Annotated in this window: 18 protein-coding genes and 3 pseudogenes; 10 read left to right on the forward strand and 11 right to left on the reverse strand. The window is 55.8% G+C overall.

Going from position 1 to position 21,398, the window contains the following annotated elements:
* The first annotated feature begins 105 nt into the window (after positions 1-105).
* The gene (locus tag N8E88_RS06100; RefSeq protein WP_262291120.1) at positions 106-573 is read left to right on the forward strand and encodes a MarR family winged helix-turn-helix transcriptional regulator; all 468 of its coding nucleotides are present in this window, start codon (positions 106-108) and stop codon (positions 571-573) included.
* A 307-nt stretch (positions 574-880) separates the two neighbouring features.
* On the opposite strand, the gene N8E88_RS06105 is transcribed toward N8E88_RS06100, so the two are convergent.
* Entirely contained in the window at positions 881-1,768 is an 888-nt protein-coding gene (locus N8E88_RS06105) for a phosphorylase family protein (protein ID WP_262291121.1), read from the reverse strand.
* A gap of 1,123 nt (positions 1,769-2,891) precedes the next feature.
* On the opposite strand from N8E88_RS06105, the gene N8E88_RS06110 reads away from it, so the two are divergent.
* Positions 2,892-3,290: a hypothetical protein gene (locus N8E88_RS06110; RefSeq protein WP_262291122.1), complete on the forward strand. Its 399-nt coding sequence runs from the start codon at positions 2,892-2,894 to the stop codon at positions 3,288-3,290.
* 447 nt (positions 3,291-3,737) lie between these two features.
* On the forward strand, positions 3,738-3,995 hold the full coding sequence (locus N8E88_RS06115; protein WP_262291123.1) for a DUF982 domain-containing protein: 258 nt from the start codon (positions 3,738-3,740) through the stop codon (positions 3,993-3,995).
* A gap of 438 nt (positions 3,996-4,433) precedes the next feature.
* On the opposite strand, the gene N8E88_RS06125 is transcribed toward N8E88_RS06115, so the two are convergent.
* Positions 4,434-4,595: a hypothetical protein gene (locus tag N8E88_RS06125; RefSeq protein WP_262291608.1), complete on the reverse strand. Its 162-nt coding sequence runs from the start codon at positions 4,593-4,595 to the stop codon at positions 4,434-4,436.
* 48 nt (positions 4,596-4,643) lie between these two features.
* Between N8E88_RS06125 and N8E88_RS06130 the strand changes: the two genes are divergently transcribed.
* Positions 4,644-5,090: a hypothetical protein gene (locus tag N8E88_RS06130; RefSeq protein WP_262291591.1), complete on the forward strand. Its 447-nt coding sequence runs from the start codon at positions 4,644-4,646 to the stop codon at positions 5,088-5,090.
* On the opposite strand, the gene N8E88_RS06135 is transcribed toward N8E88_RS06130, so the two are convergent.
* The 4 genes from N8E88_RS06135 to N8E88_RS06150 all read right to left on the reverse strand — a co-directional run bounded on the left by N8E88_RS06135 (position 5,087) and on the right by N8E88_RS06150 (position 9,825).
* On the reverse strand, positions 5,087-5,350 hold the full coding sequence (locus tag N8E88_RS06135) for a hypothetical protein (RefSeq protein WP_262291124.1): 264 nt from the start codon (positions 5,348-5,350) through the stop codon (positions 5,087-5,089). The two genes, N8E88_RS06130 and N8E88_RS06135, sit on opposite strands and share 4 nt — an antisense overlap.
* A 341-nt stretch (positions 5,351-5,691) precedes the next feature.
* Positions 5,692-6,771 carry a lipocalin-like domain-containing protein gene (locus tag N8E88_RS06140; RefSeq protein ID WP_410010535.1) on the reverse strand — a complete coding sequence of 360 codons (1,080 nt, stop codon included), beginning with the start codon at positions 6,769-6,771 and terminating at the stop codon, positions 5,692-5,694.
* Positions 6,761-9,169, reverse strand: coding sequence for an ABC transporter permease (locus N8E88_RS06145; protein ID WP_262291125.1), 2,409 nt, complete (start codon positions 9,167-9,169; stop codon positions 6,761-6,763). The genes N8E88_RS06140 and N8E88_RS06145 overlap by 11 nt, the downstream gene beginning before the upstream one ends.
* Positions 9,169-9,825, reverse strand: a complete 657-nt coding sequence (locus N8E88_RS06150; RefSeq protein WP_262291126.1) for an ABC transporter ATP-binding protein — start codon at positions 9,823-9,825, stop codon at positions 9,169-9,171. Before N8E88_RS06150 ends, N8E88_RS06145 begins: the two co-directional genes overlap by 1 nt.
* An 885-nt stretch (positions 9,826-10,710) precedes the next feature.
* On the opposite strand from N8E88_RS06150, the gene N8E88_RS06155 reads away from it, so the two are divergent.
* Both N8E88_RS06155 and N8E88_RS06160 read left to right on the forward strand, forming a co-directional pair.
* Complete coding sequence (locus N8E88_RS06155) at positions 10,711-11,070, forward strand: hypothetical protein (RefSeq protein WP_262291127.1); 360 nt, start codon at positions 10,711-10,713, stop codon at positions 11,068-11,070.
* Position 11,071: 1 nt separating this feature from the next.
* Positions 11,072-11,638, forward strand: coding sequence for a type II toxin-antitoxin system VapC family toxin (locus tag N8E88_RS06160; protein ID WP_262291128.1), 567 nt, complete (start codon positions 11,072-11,074; stop codon positions 11,636-11,638).
* A gap of 402 nt (positions 11,639-12,040) precedes the next feature.
* Here N8E88_RS06160 and N8E88_RS31735 read toward each other — a convergent pair.
* Together N8E88_RS31735 and N8E88_RS06175 are read right to left on the reverse strand one after the other, a co-directional pair.
* Positions 12,041-12,256: pseudogene (locus N8E88_RS31735) on the reverse strand (SAM-dependent methyltransferase); the annotation flags it as partial.
* Positions 12,257-12,742: 486 nt separating this feature from the next.
* Positions 12,743-13,084, reverse strand: coding sequence for a hypothetical protein (locus tag N8E88_RS06175; protein ID WP_262291129.1), 342 nt, complete (start codon positions 13,082-13,084; stop codon positions 12,743-12,745).
* Between the two features lie 791 nt (positions 13,085-13,875).
* Here N8E88_RS06175 and N8E88_RS06180 point away from each other — a divergent pair.
* The 3 genes and pseudogenes from N8E88_RS06180 to N8E88_RS06190 form a co-directional block, all read left to right on the forward strand.
* Positions 13,876-14,100 (forward strand): annotated as a pseudogene (locus N8E88_RS06180) (hypothetical protein); the annotation flags it as partial.
* Between the two features lie 816 nt (positions 14,101-14,916).
* Positions 14,917-16,149 (forward strand): cation:proton antiporter, encoded by a 1,233-nt coding sequence (locus N8E88_RS06185; protein ID WP_262291593.1) that lies wholly within the window; start codon positions 14,917-14,919, stop codon positions 16,147-16,149.
* A gap of 91 nt (positions 16,150-16,240) precedes the next feature.
* The gene (locus tag N8E88_RS06190; protein ID WP_262291130.1) at positions 16,241-17,101 is read left to right on the forward strand and encodes an alpha/beta fold hydrolase; all 861 of its coding nucleotides are present in this window, start codon (positions 16,241-16,243) and stop codon (positions 17,099-17,101) included.
* A 122-nt stretch (positions 17,102-17,223) separates the two neighbouring features.
* Here N8E88_RS06190 and N8E88_RS06195 read toward each other — a convergent pair whose 3' ends face one another.
* From N8E88_RS06195 to N8E88_RS06205, 3 genes are all read right to left on the reverse strand, one after another.
* A complete protein-coding gene (locus tag N8E88_RS06195) occupies positions 17,224-17,607 on the reverse strand; it encodes a response regulator (RefSeq protein ID WP_262291131.1) in 384 nt (127 codons plus the stop codon).
* Between the two features lies 1 nt (position 17,608).
* Entirely contained in the window at positions 17,609-18,664 is a 1,056-nt protein-coding gene (locus N8E88_RS06200; protein WP_262291132.1) for an HWE histidine kinase domain-containing protein, read from the reverse strand.
* A gap of 1,061 nt (positions 18,665-19,725) precedes the next feature.
* Positions 19,726-20,814: an AI-2E family transporter gene (locus tag N8E88_RS06205; RefSeq protein ID WP_262291133.1), complete on the reverse strand. Its 1,089-nt coding sequence runs from the start codon at positions 20,812-20,814 to the stop codon at positions 19,726-19,728.
* A gap of 298 nt (positions 20,815-21,112) precedes the next feature.
* Here N8E88_RS06205 and N8E88_RS06210 point away from each other — a divergent pair.
* Positions 21,113-21,202 (forward strand): annotated as a pseudogene (locus N8E88_RS06210) (Hsp20/alpha crystallin family protein); the annotation flags it as partial.
* Positions 21,203-21,398: the final 196 nt, after the last annotated feature.

Here is a 21,398-nt window from a genome sequence, read left to right on the forward strand (position 1 = left end):
GTTGGGATGGCGAATCCTGTTTGGTGGAGCATTCGGGGGTGGACCGTTCGGCAGGTCCGGCACTAAAATTGAGCGGATTTGTCGCGACAGGGGTTTATTGCTGATATGTCCAAGAACGACCTGGTTGAGGGCGATTACCGGTTTACAGAACAGGTGGGGCACTTGCTTCGTAAGGCGTACCAGCGCCACCTATCTATTTTTCAGGACAACGCAAGCGACCCTAATTTGACCGCCGTGCAATTCGTCACTCTCTGTACACTGCACGATAGAGGACCGAGCTCCCAAGCTGAGCTTGTAAAGGCCACCGCCGTCGATCAGGCGACAATTCGAGGCATTGTCGACCGATTGAGGTTACGGGGCCTCATTGAAGTTTCCAAGGATGCCTCAGACGGTCGCAAGATCATTATGTCCTTGCTGCCTGAGGGTGAGGCGGTGCTAAAGCAGATGTATCCGAGAGCGCATCTGATTACAGCGAAAACCATGGATCGACTCAATTCGGCGGAACAAGTTGCACTCCTGTTTCTCCTGCGCAAAATCGCGGCGGATGATCTCTCGAACGATGAACCTCTGTGATGGCTCGCACGCGACCGACGGCCTCTGCTACCAGTGGATCAAGCCGCGCACCAGGCGCCTGAACCGCGATAGTTAATTACGGTCATGTGCCTACTGCAGGGACTACCAAGGCCGTATTGGACTCATTAAGCATAGAGAACCGGTGCCGATCGTCCGGATCAAGGTCGACCGAATATTACCGGCCCAAATTCGTACCGTTCGGTCTCAAAAATGAGAAACCGTCATCGGCCTGCGTTCATGAACAGGGCAACCGGCTAAGGCTTGTTTATGGCTATTCAGCACGGTTTTGATGCTAATTTGAGCAGCGTTAACGGTTATTGTAGTGGCTCGCATTCTGCTCGGATCGTAGCTGCGAGCACACACATTGCGTTTCGTCTATTGGAAAATTTGCGACCGATTGCAGCGCGATTCTCGATGCGATCGGAGCAAGTGACACCTGCACACCTTCGCCGAGTACGTTAACCTGCGGTGGGCTGAAATAGCTCGAGTAAGCCGCCGTTACAAAGGCGCAATTCACGAAGCAGGCACCAATCTCGCGCGCAAGGGTCGCCTCCGGTGCTAGGCTATGATTGATGAAATCCCCGCCCATTGTGCGATACGCTGTCACTTCGGCTGGGGTGGTCAAACGCGGACCCCAAGCGTGCGCCGCCACGAGACCGGCACTCGTGCCGTAAACCCTGTTCTCGATGGGCCAGAGACGCCGCGCAGTCCTTTCGACGATAGCGGCACAGGCGGGGCATACAAGTTGCTTGCCGCTGCAATCGTAGCGTACCCTGCCGGGCAAGAGCGAATATTGTGTCTGGGTCAGTTCGAGAATGTCGCTGGCGATAACAAAATCGCGCTCCAGGATAGCACGGCTGAGCGAACCGACCGTGGAACTGGCCACCACCTTTTTGACACCGGCCTCGCGAAGCACCCAGAAGACGCGCCGCTGTGCGCTATGGTCGATCTCGTCCAACGGCCAGCCATGCGAGAATACACAAAGTGCCCGTCGCAGTTTGCCGTCAACAGTGATCGATGCATCGAATTCCAGCAATTTCCATTCGCTGGTTTTGCCCCATGGTGTTTGGAATTCCATGTCACCTTGGATTACGCTGATACCCGGCTCCTGAATGTCTTCAGGAAAGCGCAGGCCCCAGTTCGCGCTGCCGCAGATGAGGGCGTAATCGACGCTCGGAACTTTTTGCTCGCTCATATTTTAAACTCCCGGATTAAAAAGCAGCGATGTCAAAGAGAATCATCGCCGGTTGACTGTGGCCTTAAAGGGAGATCGCTTCTGATCGTGAGGACCAGCAGCGCTGGATAAAGATAGGCACCAAAGAGAATCAAAAGCGCGGGCAGGAATACAGGCCAGCACCGTGAGGAGTCCAAGCTTTTGGCTCTTTATTTCCACCATCTCTGTCCACATAATTTATTTGTATACAAATAAATTATGTGGAGGAAAGTTTGAAGTCAACCGAAAAGTGAGCCGTTGCACCCCGTATTAACTCGATGCATCAGCATTTGTATACAAATAAATAATGTGACCTTTGCGGTACATTGGATATATGCGGTTGTCTGGGACGCGAACATCTTGCAAGCTTGTGCTCACGTTCACGCTGTGTGGATTAGAGCAAGACAGCCTTGTACGCGGAGAATCTTTATGAATCCTTGAGTGAAACTAGTACGCCCCACTGTGAGACCAGTAATTTCTTTGGAGTTATGCGGCTTGGGGCAAACGCGGTTTGGGCTTGAACAACGAGGGCACCTGAGGTTCCGGCTGGGATCGACGAACGGCGCTTGACGGGTGGCGATCTCAGGGATCAGGGCCCCGCACCCGGGCCGGTTCCGAAAACCATGGCCGCTGAATCCGGCGGCCAGGATCAAACCTGGAACGCTGCGACTTCGCCGATAGGCTCGGGAGCGGCGCAATTTACGCCTCTCCCGAAGACAGCGGGACGATATCCGCGGAGTGAAAAAATGCGCTTCATTAATTGTGGGGGCTTCGATGCTCAAGGGGCGCTGGGCGTGGCCGCTACGGCCTATGTTCGCGTTCTGTGCTTTTAAAGTTGCATAACGTCTCGTGTGGAACGATGGGTGGCACCCCCTTTTTGAGCGGCTGCGCTTCGATATCTGCTGCGCAGGTCACCGTGCAATAAATTGTCCGGTGATTGCCTTCTCCAGTCTTCAAGTTCCTCTCAGCCCCGCGGGCAGAGTTGTTTCAAGAGGACGACATTTTGTTTAGATCGCCCGCGCGCGTATCAAATCGCGCCTCGCGGCCGGTGCCCGATAAACGCCTTTCTTTAAGCGTCAGTTAAGAAGGCACAAGGAGGATCGCCATGCGGACGCTACTGGCAGCCGTGGTTCTGGTGTCGGGGTCTGCCGCATCCCACGCCCAGGACGACGTATGGAAGGCATCCAGCAACACGGCGACTGCTGTTACCGGAGATATCACTCTTGGAACCGATCGGATCGTTTTTGCCAATGGAGAGAGCATCAGGCTCGTTCCCGTCGAAGGCCGGCTTGGCGTGTTCAAGGTCGACCCTCCGGCCAATCCTGTGCTTATGAACGGCAATCGCCTGTGCGGCGAGAAGGATGGGACGTATGTCGTTCTTGCCCAAGGAAGCGTTGTCTCCCTCTTCATGAAGGTATTCGAGGGGCCTGACGTGCCTCAGGAAGCTATGGCCGATCCGCATCCGCAGAAGGGAACCTGCGCGACATACAATTTCTCCCGCTAAGGTTGCTCAACCAGCGTCAGCCCGTTTCGGGGTGGAACATTTTGGGGCAGTGTTGCAAACTCACATGGGATCACAAGGTCAAGTTGCTTTGGGTTAGCGTGCCATCCTGCTGAACATGTTGGCGAGGGCCCATCGACTGAACTCAGTGATAATGACGAAGAATGGGTCGACACGGACCAGAAATAGTAGATTTGGGAAAATGTGCTTTTGGCAAGGCGTGAACAGCGGATGCCGACCATCCGACTTTCCTGCCATTTAGGGTTCGTCGGTCCCAAGCTCGTGCTTCCTACAAACTCGAACATTACAGAAATCCTTAGAAGGTTAATCCCCAATTGCGTGGAGCAATGCCAGCACTCCGTCATACTCCTGATATCATACTTGAACATAAGATCGGCTGCCCTAAATGGGAGATTGAATTGACCTGAACAGTGGGCGTATTTTGCCAATATGAGCCATCCATTCCCGCCAGTAACGATCGAATCCCGCCGCTTGGGCAAGCCCGAGAACATTTGCTCGGTCACAGAAGCCGCCGAATTTTTGTTGATGAAGTGGCCTGTGCACCAAGGCCCAAAACTAAAAGCAGCCCGTCAGCGTTGCTTTGACGCTCTGGACGGAAACGCATCGGCTGCCGATGCGCGCTCTGCATTCATTGAAGCCGCCAAGGAAGCCGATATTTTCGTCGACTATATCAATCAGGGCAAATAGCCCCGCTGGTTTTCACATTTGTGTTTTCAGTGCAATTGGTGTTCACGGACCCGCCGAGATTTGAGAAATCCGAAACTTTAGATGGGAACTGGCTGAATGAATGCTCCGGACGCTGGCATTGAGATAAACACCAATTGGTTGAACTGACAGCCGGATTGGTGGCTGCTTACGTCAGCAAGAATGCAGTGCCATTGGCGGATACAGCTTAATCGACGATGTGCATGCGGCATTCGCCGGCGTTGCCCAAGCCGTTGAAGAAACTGCGGTTGGCGCGCCGAGACCAGAGCCAGCAGTAAATCCGAAGAAGTCAGTTACCCCGATTACATCATCTGCCTGGAAGAGGGGAAAAAGTTCAAATCGTTGAAACGCCATCTGATGAAATCGTTTGGGCGTTCGCCTGAGCAATACGGGGGGTTAAAAAAACTGTTCCAAATCATATCAACTGGAAAGGATCATGAATCGGGCAAGCGTATGATTTGGAACAAATCTTGTCGCCCCAAGATAGGTCTGAATGCCGGTGCGAGCGATCCGAGCATCGGCAACAAAGCTTGCCGTCATCACGCGCGTTCCCGCGACGGTGACAGCGTCTGTGAATTGCATGGGAACGTCCCTATTTATAGGTTCAGTGAGACGGATCGGAGGACAGCCATGGAAGCCAGAACCGCCACGCGACAAGACCTCAGTCATGTCTTCGCGCATCTCGCCGCCAGAATTAGCCAAGAATTTTCAGCAGCCGGAGAGACTGAAGGAGGCGCCAAAGAGCATCTTTTGATGGACCTAAGAGAAGGTCGAGGACACGCTTTGCGAGAAGGAGACCAAATCCTGGCCGTTATCACGTGGCATGAAGATGATGGAAATGCGTACACTTCTTTCGCAGCTAATGAAGCGTTTTTCGCAGCGAAAACCGTTCGCTTCTGCAAACGACATATTCAGCAAATCCAACAACTTTGCGGCAACATTCCTGTCCGGTCGGTGATCTGGAGTAATCATCCCGAGGTCGATCGCCGGTTTGCTGCGATTGGGTTCAACAAGGACGAAACGAACGAGAAAAGCACCACCTATGAATTGCCTCCTCGTGAAGATAAGTCAACCTAGATTTTCGGAGGCGTTGCCGAGACTAGGAGCTCCGCTTCGCCCGGCTCTTGTTCGGATAGCTTTCCGTATTCGTCGATGAAACCATCCAGCCCGCGCAAGCTGCCATCCCTGGTGAAGGTGTTCATCCGCGCATCTGACAACGCCTCCCGCGTGATGATCGTCCTGTCCGGATGTGCAACCGATGAGTGCGCGGGCAGCATCCGATTGGTCTTGAAGTGGTCGGCTTTCTCGTTTTCGGACATCTGCTCGAGCGGTCCCATTCAGCTAGCGTGCTTGCCCCAGAACTCTGTGAACCACCAGGCGACCCACGGCCTTGTGTCTTCTACTTTGCTCATTTCGGATTCTCCGCAATTTGATCCTGTGAGGATCACCGACGTCGGTCGATGACCTGCGCAAGGGATAGCCCCGCCGGGCTCAAAAATCCGGTTCTTACCCCCCGCAATCGAAACTGTCCATCTGCGATCCCCTCATTTCATCTGCGCCGTCCGTCAGATCCACGGCAGGAATCAGAGTGCAGTTTCGTCCGCCATGGAGGAAACGGTTTGATGACACTCGGTCCTTCGAACAATATCTTACGGCAAAGTCGTTGCGGCTGAATCAATCAGTAACCGGTCATTTCGAGGTATCCTCGCCCTGTATGGGAGCCTTTGAAGCTTATTGGACCTTCCCAATAGGGCGTACGCGTCGCCATCCAAGCCTCGCGGTTGAGCGCGGTCGCGGTAATATTGAGATTGCGAGATGGCAATTCGATGCGCCATGCAACCGGGATATCGCGGCCGGCCACACGCGCGGTGTCGAGCGGCGTCAACTTCAGTGTCCCTGGAGGTAACGGCGTCGGCTTTCCTTCTGCGGAAATCCATGTTGTGGATGTAAATCCGCTACCGCCATCCCGCAGGCGAAAGCCCATCAGCTTTTCACCGCTGTCGAGATGCAAAGAGAACCAGTCCCATCCGGTCTGGTCTGCTGCCAACGGCTGTGACGACCATTCCCGGTCTAGCCACGCTTGCCCTGTGACGGCAACCTCGCCTTCCGGCAGATCAAGCTTGCCCTCGACGGAGTAAAAAGGCTGCGAGTAATAATAGCTTGCCTGCCCTTTTGCGGATTTCACGGAGTAGCCGTTCTGGCCCTGCAGAACGAGAGGACCGGTTGCGTGAAGCCTTAGATTGTAGCGAAACTTCGCACCAGCAGCCTTGAGGTCGATATCGGACAGCCCGTCTTGTTGGCTGCCGCCAACCAAGCTTTGCATCTGCCAATCGTCGATCCAGGCCGCAAAGGGGGAGGCGGTCACGCCGGCCTGGCCGACTCCACCACGGGCAAGGCGCTCGGCGACATATTGCTGCGATTGCGTCGTCAACGCCGCGTGGCCCATCCAGACCTGCGGGCTCGACCAGCCGGTCTTCTCGCCCGGTGCAAGTGCTGAGCGAAAGAGCGTCCATTGTACGCCATACTCCGTGCCGTCGGCGGATTTCAGGTTTGCCGTCAGATACCACCACTCGATCCGATAATTCGGATGCGACCCATGATCGACCGAAAAGTTCAACGCGATCCCGGGCTGAGGAACCGCAAATCCCTCCGCGGTCGTACCAAGGCCGGCAAAGCCCTGGGCACTAGCCGTGCCGCCGAAAGCGTTGCAGAGCATAATCACGGCAGAGAATGTCGACAGCAAAGATCTAGCGTTCATTGGCGAAGACCTTCAGAAGATCGGTGGGCGTGACCCGCGCGAGACGCTTCAGGGGGAACAGCGCCGACAGCAGCGCGGCGGCAAGCTCGATCGCCCCAAGCCGCAGCCAGTCGGCCGGGAACAGATGCATCGGCAGCCGCCATCCGAATGCCTCGACATTGACGATCGCGAGCAGTACCCAAGCAAGCCCGATGCCGACCGGTAGCGCAGCAAGCAGGGTAATGACGACGAGCACCATGGCTCGTGCCAATTCAAGAAGAACCAATTGCCGCCGCGTCAATCCCATCGCCCAAGCTGGTGCCAATTGCGGCAGCCGCATCCCCGACAGGGTCATCAGGCTTGCAAACATCGCCAGGCCCGCAACCGCAAGGGTCAGTACATTCAGCGCCGCCGTCACAGCAAACGTCTGTTCGAAAATTTGAATCGACCGGCGTTTGAGACTCGCTTGATCAACCACGTTCTGCTCAGGAAGATCGAACTGCTTGCGCAGTTCGCTGCCCACTCCGGCGACGTTTGCTTGGGCCAAGCGCAGACCGTAGCGAAGCCGGGAGACGTCCGGATAGTGCGATGTCAAGGCAACTATGCCGACGATGACCTGTCCCGTCGGATTGCCATAGTCCGAATAAACTCCCGCGATCACCGTCGTCCAGCCGCCGGGCAGGATGAGAGGATCGCCGATGTTCAGATGATGGCGGCGCGACAGCTGCTCATTGACCAAAGCAGCCTTGCCGCTGGCCACACGATCCCAAACGTCGGACGTCGCCTGCAACAGGGGCCAGTTGTCGCGATAGGTCGCATCATCCGCTACGCCGAAGATCTGCACTGGCTGTCCTTGGAAGTCGCCTTCGACATTCCAGACCGGGAGGATGGCGTCTACCCGAGGTGTGAGCCATTCGCGAAGGGCGGTAGCCTCAGTCTCGGTTCGTGCCGTGACGTAGAGTTCGGCAGCCAGTCGCTGATCGAGCCAGCCGGTAAACGTCAAGCGGAAGCTTGACACCATCGTTCCCACGCCGACATTTGCGGACAATGCCAGCAAGAGTGCCATCAGCGCCATCGAAAGGCCGGGCAATTGCTGGCGTGTGTCCGCCCAGAACCACGCCGTCACGGGTCTCGCCGACCAGCGCTGCATGACGAGCAGGAACAGCGCGAGGAGGACCGGCAATATTAGCGCCGCTCCCAGAAGCAGGCCGCCGAGGATGGAAAATCCGGCGATCAGCCCCGTACCCCAACGAGCGAGCGCAAGCGTCAAAGCAAAAAGCGCAATCGCGGCTATCGCCTGGATGCGAAACGCACCTTCCGACGCCCGCGCCCATGCACGCGGTTGTGCCGGTGCCAGCAGAGGCATGCGCCAAATGCGCCAGAGACTTTGCGCGGCCGACAAAAGTGTTCCGAAAACCGCAATGCCCAGTCCCGTCGCCCACCATGTCGGGCGCAACGTCAGCGCGCCCGGAATACTGGCGCCATAGAGACCTTGCAGGGTTGCGGCGACTCCCGGCAGAAGAAGCGATGCGATGAGATAGCCAAGCGCCACCCCGGCACCGCCTGCCACCAGCGCCAGCATGATCAGTTCGGTCAGCAAAAGTCCCGTCAGCGATCGCGCCGACAAACCGAGCGAACGCAGCGTCCGGAAGGTTGAGCGGCGCTGTTCGAAGGCTAGCCCGATTGCGGAATAGACCATGAACAACCCGACCGCGAAGGCCAGAAACCCGAACGCGGTCAGGTTCAAGTGGAAGCTGTCGGTCATTCTCGCCAAATCGCCCCGGGGGTCCGGTTTCTTCAGCGTCAGTTGCGGCGCAGTCGTCGCAAGCGTGGCACGATCGACGGTCTGATCCGGCGAGACGACCAGGCGGCTGATCTGGCCGGGCTTGCCGAGCAGGGACTGGGCTATCCCGATATCGGTGATTGCCATGCCCGGCAGCAGGTCTTTTGCGATCCGCAATGGCGGCGTTTGCTGGCCTGCCAGCTGTTCTACCGTGGCTGGCGAAACGTAGAGCAGCCCCGGTGGGGTGATGAACGGCAGAAGACTATCGCCTCCTGCCAGATCCACTTGCTGCGCTTCGCGCGGCAAGCTCACAGGATCGATGCCGAGGACGTGCAGCCGCGCGGCGCCGAGACGCAGCTGACCCTCCAGGACTGGAGACACCAGCCAGCCTGCCCGGCTGAGATCGACAAAGACCTGCTGCGGGATTGTTTCCCCGTCCGCCGATACCAATTGTTCGAGGCGATCCTGTCCCAGCATCGACGCCGCACGATCGTAGCTGGCACGCGCCTCAGCATTGATCGCCTGAACACCCGACCAGAGGGCGGTCGCCAGTGAGAGACCCATGAGCAGCATCGCCAGTTGCATCGGCTGCCGGCTCCAATGGGAAAGCAAGGCGGACATGCTCGCATAAAACATCAGGCGATCCGCCCGGCCTGAAGGTGCACCCGTGCATCGAGCCGTTCGGCAAGCCGCGTCGAATGCGTCACCATTAATAGAGCTGCCCCGGTCTGCACCACCAGTTCCAGCATCAGCGCCAGCACCGCATCACCGGTTGCCTCGTCCAGATTGCCCGTCGGCTCGTCGGCGAGCACCAGCTTTGGACGCGCAGCCAGCGTCCGCCCGATCGCCACCCTTTGCTGCTGGCCGACGGAGAGCTGTTCGGGGTAGCGCTTCAACAGGGCTTCAAGCCCAAGCTTCTCGACCAATTCCGATTGCCAAGTCGAATTGTAGCGTCCAGCAAGGCGCGCGTGGAAGGAAAGATTGGCTGCTACATCAAGCGAAGGGATGAGGTTGAACTGTTGAAACACCAGTCCGACCACACCGCGCCGCAATGCGGCGCGGCCGACGTCGTTCAGCTGCGAGATATCCTGACCGGCGATTTCGATGCGGCCGGAGTCCGGATGATCCAGCCCTGCCGCCAAGTGCAAAAGTGTGCTTTTGCCGCTGCCTGACTCTCCGGTCAAAGCAAGGCTTCGGCCGACATCCAGCCCGAGGTCAACCTCGCGCAGGACCTCCAACGGCCCTTCTGCTGTTCGATAGGATTTACTCACTTTTTGAAGCGCGACGAGCATTGGCTCCTTCGTGGTCAGGCCACCACGCAGATTTCTTAACGACTGATCTAATCGTCCCTAGAACGAATAAAAGGCGATACCGGAAATTCGGCGCAAATGACGATCGCTCTCACTGCGGTGGCACTGGTGTCGGCGTCCCGCCAAACCAACCAGCCGCATAGGCAATCACGATCAATACCACGATCACGGCTACGCCGTACCAGAGGCGCCTGTCCTTGAGATCCATCGTTACCTCCTGTTATCCTGCTAAGTGTTGGCCAATGGCGAATTCTTTGAGTCTTTGGCCGACATGTCCCAGATCGGCGACCCATTTGCCCACTGGTCGGCACAGAGTAGGCTGGATCAGGGTCTTTGAGAAGCGCGCGGACATTGCCGGGCGGAAGCGACACGCATGACCGAGCCGCTTCCGCCTCAGGCGGGCGTGTTCTTCCCACAATAGGACTGCAATTCGAAAAATTCGCTGGAAGCCGCTCTCCTGGGGCAGATTTCCTGTGGCTTCTGACTTAGCATTTCAATTTGAAGCGGTAAGGCAGAGATGGGTGCTGAATTTCTGCTTTCGCATTTCAGTTATAGGCCTTGATGCGCTAACGGCATCCGGAGCTTGCTGATGAGACCGATTCTCCCAGCGGACGATTTCCAGCATCGTTGCGAAACGGAAGACCAAGCGCTGATATCGGTAAAGGCCCCTCCCGGACTCGCTGTTTATGGTGCGTTGGTTTCGACCACGACTACGACTACCCATCAGTCTGGCTTTCAACATTTGCATCATTTGATGCGGGACAAGGCGACTTAGGTGCGGCCTTTAGGTTTTCTTGTTCCTTGAAATTCCGGACGATTGTAGTATGTTAACAAAATTCGTTTTTGTTAAACACAGGAAGTGCCCTCATGACTGCTAAGCTCGCCTTCCGCACCCGCCAAGGACGGACAAGTGGAACTACCAAACGCGTGCGTCGTGCGAGCAAAGAGCAGCTGCAGCGCATTGAAGTGCTGAAACGGCAGCGGGAACGCATCCAAGCTGTCATTGCGAGCGCCAAGCGATCCGGATTGCTGGAAGAGAAAACTGGGCGCATCGCCGGGCGTGTGAGCGCAGAGCTGATTGCCCAGGCGAAGGCCAGGACCGGTTTGACTTCCGACACGGAGCTCGTGGAATTTGCTCTTGCAAGTTTGGCGCTCGAGGACAATTTTGCGGAGACATTCCGCAAAACACAGGCAACAGTGGATCCATCTCTGAAGCTCGGATTCTGATTTGGCTGAATTTGATTTTGATACAGCCGTTCGCTGGGCACGGTTCGATCCTAAAAAGACTCTGAGTCGTCGCAAGGATGGCGATCTGCCCTTTCTTGCTGACGCAGCCGAGGCGGGCCCCGACCTCCTGCTCGACACAAGCGTATACATTGATGGTTTGCAGGGCCGCGCCCCCCGCTTAATCGCCGATATGCTTGCGCTCAGGCAGGTCAATCACTCGACGATTGCAATTCAGGAACTCATGCACACCGTTGGCGTACTGGATCCCAATCATCCAGGTACACAGACAGCGGTTAGCCAGATCGCTACAACTGTGAAGGATATGCCTTCCCATCGGACTTTCGCACCCGATCCAGATGTTTTGGGCAGAGCCGCCCTGCTTTCTGGCATGTTGTGTCGCCTGCAAGGCTACAAAGCCGATGCGCGTCTTCGCGCTCTTCATGACTGCGTGTTGTTTCTACAGGCTCAAAAGCTTGGCTTTACGGTTCTCACCGGGAATGTCAGTGACTTCGATTATATTCTGCAGCTCATACCAACCGGTCGCGTCATTCTGTATCGACAGATCTGACTGGGTTATCTTGCGAAAGTTCCTAAGGAGACATTGGATTGAAATCGGGACAATCAAGGATCGAATTAGCTCAAGAACTCAAAGACGAACTTTCCCAAATGGGCGCCCGGAGGCGCGGCTGCATTTGGCGCTCTTATCTCTGGTGCCTACAAGCCCAGCAAGGGTGAACGCATCGGTGTTCTTCTGTGCGGCGCAAACAGCCACGCAGTTCGATTTGGGGCCAATTGAGATGGGGCAAAACAAAAACCGTCTTACCAACGATCTTGTGCGCTGGGCTGATGGGGAAGGGGACGTCCAGGTCCGAAAGCCGCGGATGTAACGCAAGCCATATCAACAGGATGGCGCGACCGCGCGAACCGGCCGCGCCAAAACCTTGGAAACCTTTTCGCCCTTCGCCTGCTGTCAGGGAACGATGCCCCGGCAGGCCCAGGCTACGTTTGCAAAAGACCTCGGACCGTCGGGTCGGCCCGCCTCGTAAGCGTCGCGAACGGCGGCGGCGGTGCGTGCCCGTTCCGCGGCGTCTAGTGTGGCCACATATTTACCGAGTGGCCCTTCGCCCGCGGCAATCGGTGCCCAGTAGTCGTCGAAGCTTTCGTAGTCCATGCGGATCATCATCTGGGTTTCCGCAACGTCCACGAGACCCATCCACATCGCGGTAGCGACCGTCGGCCATGTTGCTGTTCGTTTGTTGGCGCCATTCGTCCCTATCACTAGCCGAAATCCGATTCCCGGGGTCAATCCACCTAAGCTGTTGAAACTTTGCTATTTGAAAGATGGTAGCGGAGGTTCGGTTCGAACTTTCGCCCCAAGAATTGGCGGTAAGTCGGAAATTATAAGCATCGGAAAATTTCGGGCCTAATCGATTGCTAGGCGGTCGTGGAAAGCAGGCATCGGCCATAGCGGACACGCTCGCTGCACTGCTTCGACTGCGGCGGATCAACGGCGCTGAAGGAAAGCAACTCTCGCGCGTGCGCGTGTGTTCACACTCCAAGGCGACTAAACGGCTGCGAGCGTTGGTTCAGCTCTCACCGTCCGTCTTGTGCTCGCCGCAATACCATTCCTGGCCGTAGCGCTTGTCAAACCCGAACGATCCCAGACGAATAACTAGCCACCGATTGACAAAGATTTAACCTGCCATGTTCCATTGACTGGATGATATTCGACCGTTCCGCTCCATGGCGTTCTTATCATAGCGCCGAACCCGTTTGGACTATCCACCACGGCTCTGATCCGATAGAGGCAGTCGCCCATCGGCTGTGTCTTGGATTCAAGCGCCGGATAGGAGGCACTCGATGGTGAGCCCAAGCGCTTGGTTACTTCGCTCTGTGCCATCACGAACGCCATAGCGGACTCGTCTTTGGCGCAAGCTGCCTTTCTAGCATCGGCGGCCTGTGCTACCACCTTGGCTGCATTTGATCGTGCGGTCTCGACGAGCTGGCCGGGCATCTTGTCTGCTCGCTCAAATAAGCCTACTACGATTAGTGTCACGGCGAGAACGTATAACGCGCCGCTAATCCTTCTCAAGACCGTCCAATTGGTCTTCTTATCATCCGGCCCTGAGCGCTTGTGAGTACCTGCCTCATCGCTGATCCGAACTTCGCGTGGAATGGCTGGCAACGGACTCGACATTGCTTCCGTCCGGACTCGTTTGCCGAATGATGTTCCTGCTCCAGCCATCACAGTTCTCCACTTTTTGAGAAGCATAACTGCCGTCCCTGAATCTTCAGCTACGCGAGCCAGTACAAATTTAATGATTCCTGATTGACTGTGCCGAAGAGTTTGCCTGTGGTGTTGCTGCCGCGTATTCTGGTTCGGTCGATACAATCGGCTTATCGGACACTATTTTTGTTTCTTATTTTTGAGTTCTGTTTCAACCGACATTTGCAACATTTCATCGGTCGCGGAAGACCTCCGTGGAAAAATCGGTTCCCCACAACTCGGGCATACCGTTTGTTGGCGCGTGAATGTATGGGACTTTGCCGTTGGTCAGGACAAGCCAGGGTAGATATTTTTGGATACCCGTAGTGAGCCGTTTGCCGCATCGCCTCATCGGTGGTTGCGGCGTTATAAAGGTTGTACACTTTTCGTGCTCCAGATCCTCTCGCTGCAATATATCGTTACAAAATAGAAGACGTAGGCGGATACGGCACCCCACACAGCCAAGAATATGTTGAGCGGAACCGACACTCCAAAAAACATGAGGGAGCCCACGAAGCCTGTAAGCGAGCCCAGTATCCGCCACCACCCTCGCCGAGTCGGCGGTGAATTCACTCGTCGCCAAGCGGATGGTCAAGAAGCAGCAGATGCGCTGGTCCCTCCATGGCGCTCACATGCTCATGCAGGTTCGGACGGCTGAACTGAACGGCGAGCTTCGCGATCGACTGCGGACACCATTCCGACAACTGGAGCCAAACGTACCTTCGCTGTTCAAACCTAAACCACCCCTCCTGCGTGCCGCATGAACCCCAGAGAAGTTACCGGCCTCTAACTATTTGAAATCATTGGCTCGGCATTCTCATGATTAAAGGGTCTTCCTCAATCTGTGTGATGCTTGGCGTGATCAACTGCCCGAAATCATTCTCCCTATGCAAGCCGAACACATGTCGGCGTTGCTGAATTCATTGAGCTTTTTGCTCAACCGCAGCGGAAGAACGCTTGATGAAGCGTCCTAACATTCCAGTCAGCGACCACACAATTCCGCACAGCTGAAGCGCCGTATCACCACGATAGGCAACAGGATGACTACTCGGGTTGGGGGCGTAGATGACCGAAACTGGCCCAATGGCTCTACCTAAGGGCAATCGTAGCGGATTTGGAACGACCCAAGGTTGTCAATGGGCTGCCAGATCCTGGCTGAGCCAGCTGGTTCACAAACACCACACAGATTGAGGAAGACCCGTTTCAAGTGTAAATCGACATGTGAGAAACGACAATGCCGGCCGGATGGGATAGACGCTCGCCTGCCGTTTCGTTGGCCAGTGTCGGAAATCGGATAAACTCTCCTGTCCGTCATGCCATCATGTCCGGTCGACACGGCCCAAATTGTCTCATCCGCAACGCGTGTGCGGGGAAGGGGGTTCCATCTCAATTTCCTGCGAAACCTGCACACGAGATCTTTATTGATAATGATTTGTGCTACGAAAGAGACAAGAGCTGTGCGGGCGTGCGCAGCGATCGTCCTTTTAGTTTTTACTCCTATCAGCGGTATCGAATTTCTGATCTTTATGGACTTTATAGCGCGCTGACATCATGGGCTCCGCGAAATGAGAGGCATGCCAATCGACACATATGTCATCCTTCTTGCATTGTTTGGCCTGGTGGTATTGCTCACAGCATGGCTACCGATGGTGCTGAAGGAGTTTCCGCTGTCGTTGCCTATCGTCTGCATCGCCTTCGGAACCTTATTTGTCTGGACGCCTCTGTCAACGATCGTCGGCTCCAATCCCCTTGATAGCCGTTACATTACCGAGAAGGTGACGGAGTTTGTCGTCATCATCTCGCTGATGGGGGCGGGACTTAAAATCGACAGGCCGTTAGGTTGGCAGAACTGGATGACGACATGGCGTCTGCTTGCCATCTCGATGCCCCTGACGATTATTGCAATTGCCTTGCTCGGCTGGAGTTTCCTTGATCTCGGACTGGCATCTGCGCTTTTGCTTGGCTCTGCACTGGCACCGACGGACCCCGTTCTCGCCAGTGATATTCAAGTTGGCCCGCCCCAATCGGGGGAAGAAGGAGAAGTGCGGTTCTCCCTGACTTCGGAAGCGGGTCTCAACGACGGGTTGAGTTTCCCTTTCGTGCATCTGGCTATCGCTGTTGCGCTCGCAAGCCAGACGGGCGAACCTTGGTTCCGCCACTGGCTGCTCGTCGATGTGTTATGGAGGCTCGCCGCAGGTGTCGGGTTGGGATGGCTGACGGGAAAGGTCCTGGGTATCTTCACGTTTCATCTGCCAAGACGAGCAAAACTCGCGCGGACTGGCGACGGATTCGTCGTGCTGGGTATCACATGCCTGAGTTACGGTCTGATAGAGATGGCTCATGGTTATGGCTTTGTCGGGGTGTTCGTAACCGCCCTGACGCTCCGAGCCGCTGAACGGGAAAGCGGCTATCACGCAAACCTTCACGATTTCGCCGAACAGATTGAGCGGCTCTTGATGATGGTCGTGCTCGTGTGTTTTGGAGCGGCCATCGCAGAAGGGTCTGTTTTCCGCGCGTTCGACTGGAGAGTAGGCGCGGTGGCACTGCTGATCATCTTTCTCGTTCGTCCGCTGGCGGGCTGGCTTGGCTTGGCGGCAAGCCAGATCCCAGGAAAGGAAAAAGCCGTCATAGCGGTTTTCGGCATCCGGGGTTTGGGATCGTTTTACTACGTTGCCTATGCAACCGGCCATGCCGCATTCGACAAACCCGATGTCTTGTGGGTGACCGTTTCGCTCGTCGTTTTAATATCCGTAATACTCCACGGCATCGCCGTGACACCAGTCATGCGCCATCTTGAACGGAGTCAGGGTTGAAGTAAGCACGACAGCAGACTACAGCTCCCGCTTTTGTCCAAGCCGGGATAAACTTGTATTTCGGAAAAACTCTTCAGAAAGCTGCAAAAGGATGTTCGAGGGCTTTGATTTGGAGACCATAGAGTTACCTGAAGCGAACCTGCGCGTCCGCCATGGCGGCTCCGGACCTCCTGTCCTGCTGTTGCATGGCCACCCCCGCACCCATGTCACCTGGCACCGTGTAGCACCGCTGTTGGCGAAGACCCACACAGTGGTTTGTCCTGATTTGCGCGGCTTCGGCCAATCCTCCAAACCCGCAGATACGCCTGACCATTCGGGTTCATCCAAGCGCGCCAAGGCACGGGACTGCGTGGCACTGATGCGCAAATTGGGTTTCGACCGTTTTGCCGTCGCGGGCCATGACCGCGGGAGCTACACCGCTTTTCGCACCGCCATGGATCATCCGAATTCAGTCTCCCATCTTGCCATACTGGACGGTGTGCCGATCATCGAGGCACTGGAGCGTTGCGACAGCCGCTTTGCCACAGCTTGGTGGCATTGGTTTTTCTTCGCCCAGCCCGAAAAGCCCGAGCGCGCTATCCTTGCTGATCCGGAGGCGTGGTATGGAGGCTCGGCGGAACAAATGGGGGCGGAAGCCTATGCCGATTATCGGGCGGCTATCCACGACCCTGCCACGGTTCATACAATGATCGAGGATTATCGGGCTGGCCTCGGCATCGACCGAGAGCATGATGAAGCGGACCGACTGGCGGGGCGTCGTATCGCGTGTCCAACGCTTGTCTTGTGGTCGCTGCAAGATGACCTTGAACAGCTCTATGGCAATGTTCTTGATGTCTGGCGGCCATGGACGACTACCTTGCGTGGACGTGGGATTGATTGCGGACACCACATGGCGGAGGAAGCTCCAGAAGAACTCGCGCGTGAACTCCTGGGATTTCTGGCAAAGACGTAGGTCTCTGCAACATATGCTTATCGATATCCTGCTGACTTCTCGCTCAGCAGCCACTGAGTTAGATGACATTGCGCGGCTCCGTCGCAATCACACGCAAGGATGACCAATATATCCGGGAGTCGTCAGGAAATACCCGAAATGGCAACGCCATTCGGAGAGAGAAGACGTGTAAGCATAGCGACGAGGTCGTCATTGCTGAACGGTTTTCTAAGAACAGCTTGGCCGTTGTAGCCGTCCCAAACATCGTGAATGCTGTTGCCGGTGGAAAAGACAAACGGAACGTCACGCGCGGCGAGTGCGTCGGCGACAGCGCGGCTGTTCTTGCCATTGAGGTTCATATCCAGCATGGCGGCGTCGAATACCTGCCCATTAATCAGGGCAATGGCCTGATTAATGGTGGCGGCCGAGGTCACGGACTCGCATCCGAGGTCGGCCAGCATGTCTTCAATCATCATAAGGATCAGCATCTCATCCTCGATCACGAGGACGCGGCGGCCAGAAAGCAATTTATCCTCCACGAGTAACCTGGGGCGCGGGAATGTTGATCGTGCAGACCACGCCGTCTGGCCGATAGTCGAGGTGAACCGTGCCTTCCAGCTCCTGGGCTAGGCCGTTCTTGATCATGCGCGAGCCGAAGCCTTTATGTGACGGTGTTACGACAGGCGGACCGTCCTTCTCCTGCCAGATCAGGATCAGCCGGCCGCCCTGCGGAGCCGGCTCGATCTTCCAATCGATCAGCACTGAACCAGTGCTATTTGAAAACGCACCATACTTCACCGCATTAGTCGCAAGCTCGTTGAACGCAATACCAAGGGCCAAGGCTGCTTTTGGCGGGAAAAGGATGTTCTCGCCGCTAATGACGATGCGCTGTGCCCGACCGCCCGTGACCGCGAATGGTTCCAAGGCATCGTTGACCACATCGAGCAAGCCCGCATTTTCCCAATTCTTGCGAGTCAACAAGTCATGCGACCGGGATAGCGCCGATAGACGCGACTCGATAGCGTCTCTAATTGCCTTGGGATCAGACGTTGCCCGCAATACCTGCCAGACAATCGATTGCACCGTCGACAGGGTGTTCTTGACGCGATGGTTGAGTTCATCGATGAGCCTCCTGGAGTGAGCTTCCTCCTTCCTGTGTTTGGTGAGATCAGCGAAGGAGGCAAAATGCTGAACAATGTCCCCGCGTTCATCCCTAACCGGGCTAATGAAAATTGCTGCCCAGAACTCGCTGCCGTCCTTGCGGCGGTAGCGAATTTCCGATCCGCCTGCCGAATTGCCCTCAAATTCGGATGCAATCGTTGCCAGCGATCTCGCATCGGAGGCGTGTGCCGTCAGAAAGTTGAAACTTTGACCGAGCACTTCGTCGCGATCGTACTCAGTCAGAGAAAGAAAGCTGTCATTGGCAAAAATTATCGGATTGCCGGGTTCCTTCGCGTTCGTAAACACCATCGCCATTCGCGTCGTCTCGGCGGCAACGACGAATGGACCAAGGTCGTCATGAACACGCTCAACCTCGGCTTCAGCGTCCTTCTGTTCTTCGGACTTGATTGTTATTGACGGCATGTCAAAGCTCGATCTTGTTGGCCAACCCACGCCGGGATGTGATGTATAGCGAGACACCTTCTTTGCAGGAAACCAAACACGTTTCGGTGGGCAAGATCACTCTCTGATACTAATAGAAACGGAAATATCATTGCCCATCCTAGCATTAAAATTAGCTTGTCATGCATTTGTTCACTCATACGATGTCCTTTTTTGGCCAAAGGCAGAGTCCCGAAGGCAATGTCTACTGCTCGTCCGCGGAGTCGTAGAATGTGGGTGACCGAGGAAGCTGAATCACTTGGTCTTGCGCGCGCCAATGGAACTTAAATCGGTTTAGCGCGTTGTGCAGTACCGTCCGAAAGATTTTTTGGCGGTCGAGAAGATCACAAGAGGATGATATGGATATCACCACAATTCTCATAGTCGTTTTGATAGTTCTTTTATTGGGTGGAGGCGGCTTCTACGGTCGCGGGCGTTGGTACTAAGAAACACCATAGCGCTTCAGTGTTAAAACTGATCCAAATCTTGGATCGGGCGTTGCAATTTAGATGGCCTTCATCAGTCGCAGAAGTGCTATCATTTGAGGGAGAGTTCGCCATTTGAATGCTATGTAAGATGCCGTCTCGTTGCCGTGGAACCTGCCTTTGAATGCGGCCTGTCCTTCAAGATTACAAAACCTCGCATTTATTCGTTTCGAAGAGAAGGATCCGCGGAAGAGGTTCTTCCAAATTTTGCGCTCCGCAAAGCCGCTTTCGGTAATGTTCGCAAAGGGGGAAAGTCCGAATGTCATTACCGAATGACCTTCTTCCCTAAATCGATCCGCAGCAAACTTCGTCAGTCCAATTTCTGCGTGCGGTGTAGGTCAACCTTTGCTCCGATAATCCGGCCTTCGGCGATCATGGTTATGAGGACCGGATACGCGCGCGAATTTAATCCAAAGCGGAATCAGGCCGCATCAGCAATTTGGCTTGAACGCCTTGTATCCGAATTAGTCCCGTTGGTCTCCTGGTAGCGAGAGCCTGCCTCGTCAACCATCCCACGATTCTTTATGGTTCACCGCGCCACTTCTCTAAATCAAGAGCTCAGGCAGGATCCGTCGGAGGCGACGTGGGATGTCGTCGTTCCTCTACCTCGGCGGCCGTCCACTCAAGGAAGAGGCTGTAGGCGACCGCAAGCAGTGCCGGGCCGAGGAATATGCCGATGAGGCCAAAGGCGAGAACCCCACCAAGCAACCCGAACAGACCGAGCAACACGGGCAGATTGTTGGCCTTACCGAGGACATAAGGCCTGAGGACATTGTCGATGCTACTGACAAGCAGCAAACCCCATGCCGCAACGAATGCGCCCCACCAAACCATTCCCTGCATAATGAGCCATAGCGCCACCGCGCCCCACACAAGCGGGGGGCCGACCGGGACAAATGACATAACGAACGTGAGGAAACCAAGCACTAGCGCCTGAGGAACACCGGCGATCCAGAAACCGATACCAGCCAAGAGGGCTTGCGCGAGTGCCGTGCCGATCAAGCCGTAAACGACACCTTTCACGGTCGCTCCCACCACCATGAGCAACTGCTGGCCGCGTGAGCCCGCAAATCGTTCGCTGATTTCGCGCATATAGGCCGTCATCCGTCGGCCGTGGAGATAGAAGAAAAAGGCGGTGAATACACTTAACACGAGTTCAAGAAGGCCAACCCCGAATACCGTGCCGCCAGTTACGGCGATATCGGTGACGGGGCCGACCAACTTCTTGAGCTCAACGATGAAGGCGGGAGCGTCGTGAGCCAGGCTCTGCCAATAGACAGCCAAGCTCTCCCCAACCACCGGCACCCCCTCGACCCAACCCGGTGGCGCCGGAGGACCTTGCTCTAGAATGCGGATCGTCCCCGTGATCAGGTTACCTACGCTGTCTGCCAGAGCCGCTACCATTACGGCAAACGGTGCGACCAGAACGAGGACCACCAGCAATGTCATCATAGCGGCCGCCAGTGCTTTGTAGCCGCCGACCGCCCGCTCGCACTTCCTGTAGATGGGCCATGTTGAGAAACATATGACCGCTGCCCACAGGATGGCCGACAGGAAGGGCCAAAGCACAACAGCGCAGCCGATCGCCAGCAAAAGAAGCGCACCGACCCCCAAAACCTGTTCGAGGGGCTTGCCGAGAGGTATCACGACCCAACACTCCTCTTCTCGTCCGGCATTTTTCGGCCACCGAGCTTGAACCTACCAGCGGCCTTAGTAGGGGTATTGTAGACAAATAGGCATCAAACAAAATGGGTTATTATCGGCATTTTCAAACGAAGGTTTGTTGGAAGCTTTCGATTTGAACAATCGCTTGGGGAAGCCGCCGCCATCAGGTTCGCATTAGACTGATAGGAGCACTATTGCCAGGAATTCAGAAGCGGTAGCGAATCCCGAACACATTGGCGCTGGAACCTTCACTCATATCGCCAAATATGCCGTTTACGCCTTCAAGAACGGACTTTTGACCGTGATATTGCCGAAAACCGAAAAAGCGCAGGCGAATGCCAAGCGCATCGCGATCCGCAGCGATAAGTGAATCTCAATTGTCGGCCTGGGGTGCATCCCTCGGGGTGCACACGGCAGGCACGCTCACCGGGGATGCCAATAACGTAGGAAAACATTGTGAACGCATGCCGACGGGTCCGCGGTGGGGCATGACATCGGCGTGCATGTTGCGGGTATGGGATCGTCACGCCCCTGACAGCGCTCAGCGGTAGCCTCTCGCGGGATAC

This window comes from Phyllobacterium zundukense (assembly GCF_025452195.1).
Taxonomy (GTDB): domain Bacteria; phylum Pseudomonadota; class Alphaproteobacteria; order Rhizobiales; family Rhizobiaceae; genus Phyllobacterium; species Phyllobacterium zundukense_A.

Bases quoted from the DNA above. Each gene is read 5' to 3' on its own strand.
- N8E88_RS06100 (WP_262291120.1), top strand. From the start codon at position 106: ATGTCCAAGAACGACCTGGTTGAGGGCGATTACCGGTTTACAGAACAG.
- N8E88_RS06105 (WP_262291121.1), bottom strand. From the start codon at position 1,768: ATGAGCGAGCAAAAAGTTCCGAGCGTCGATTACGCCCTCATCTGCGGC.
- N8E88_RS06110 (WP_262291122.1), top strand. From the start codon at position 2,892: ATGCGGACGCTACTGGCAGCCGTGGTTCTGGTGTCGGGGTCTGCCGCA.
- N8E88_RS06115 (WP_262291123.1), top strand. From the start codon at position 3,738: ATGAGCCATCCATTCCCGCCAGTAACGATCGAATCCCGCCGCTTGGGC.
- N8E88_RS06125 (WP_262291608.1), bottom strand. From the start codon at position 4,595: ATGCAATTCACAGACGCTGTCACCGTCGCGGGAACGCGCGTGATGACG.
- N8E88_RS06130 (WP_262291591.1), top strand. From the start codon at position 4,644: ATGGAAGCCAGAACCGCCACGCGACAAGACCTCAGTCATGTCTTCGCG.
- N8E88_RS06135 (WP_262291124.1), bottom strand. From the start codon at position 5,350: ATGGGACCGCTCGAGCAGATGTCCGAAAACGAGAAAGCCGACCACTTC.
- N8E88_RS06140 (WP_410010535.1), bottom strand. From the start codon at position 6,771: ATGAACGCTAGATCTTTGCTGTCGACATTCTCTGCCGTGATTATGCTC.
- N8E88_RS06145 (WP_262291125.1), bottom strand. From the start codon at position 9,169: ATGTTTTATGCGAGCATGTCCGCCTTGCTTTCCCATTGGAGCCGGCAG.
- N8E88_RS06150 (WP_262291126.1), bottom strand. From the start codon at position 9,825: ATGCTCGTCGCGCTTCAAAAAGTGAGTAAATCCTATCGAACAGCAGAA.
- N8E88_RS06155 (WP_262291127.1), top strand. From the start codon at position 10,711: ATGACTGCTAAGCTCGCCTTCCGCACCCGCCAAGGACGGACAAGTGGA.
- N8E88_RS06175 (WP_262291129.1), bottom strand. From the start codon at position 13,084: ATGCCCGGCCAGCTCGTCGAGACCGCACGATCAAATGCAGCCAAGGTG.
- N8E88_RS06190 (WP_262291130.1), top strand. From the start codon at position 16,241: ATGTTCGAGGGCTTTGATTTGGAGACCATAGAGTTACCTGAAGCGAAC.
- N8E88_RS06200 (WP_262291132.1), bottom strand. From the start codon at position 18,664: ATGCCGTCAATAACAATCAAGTCCGAAGAACAGAAGGACGCTGAAGCC.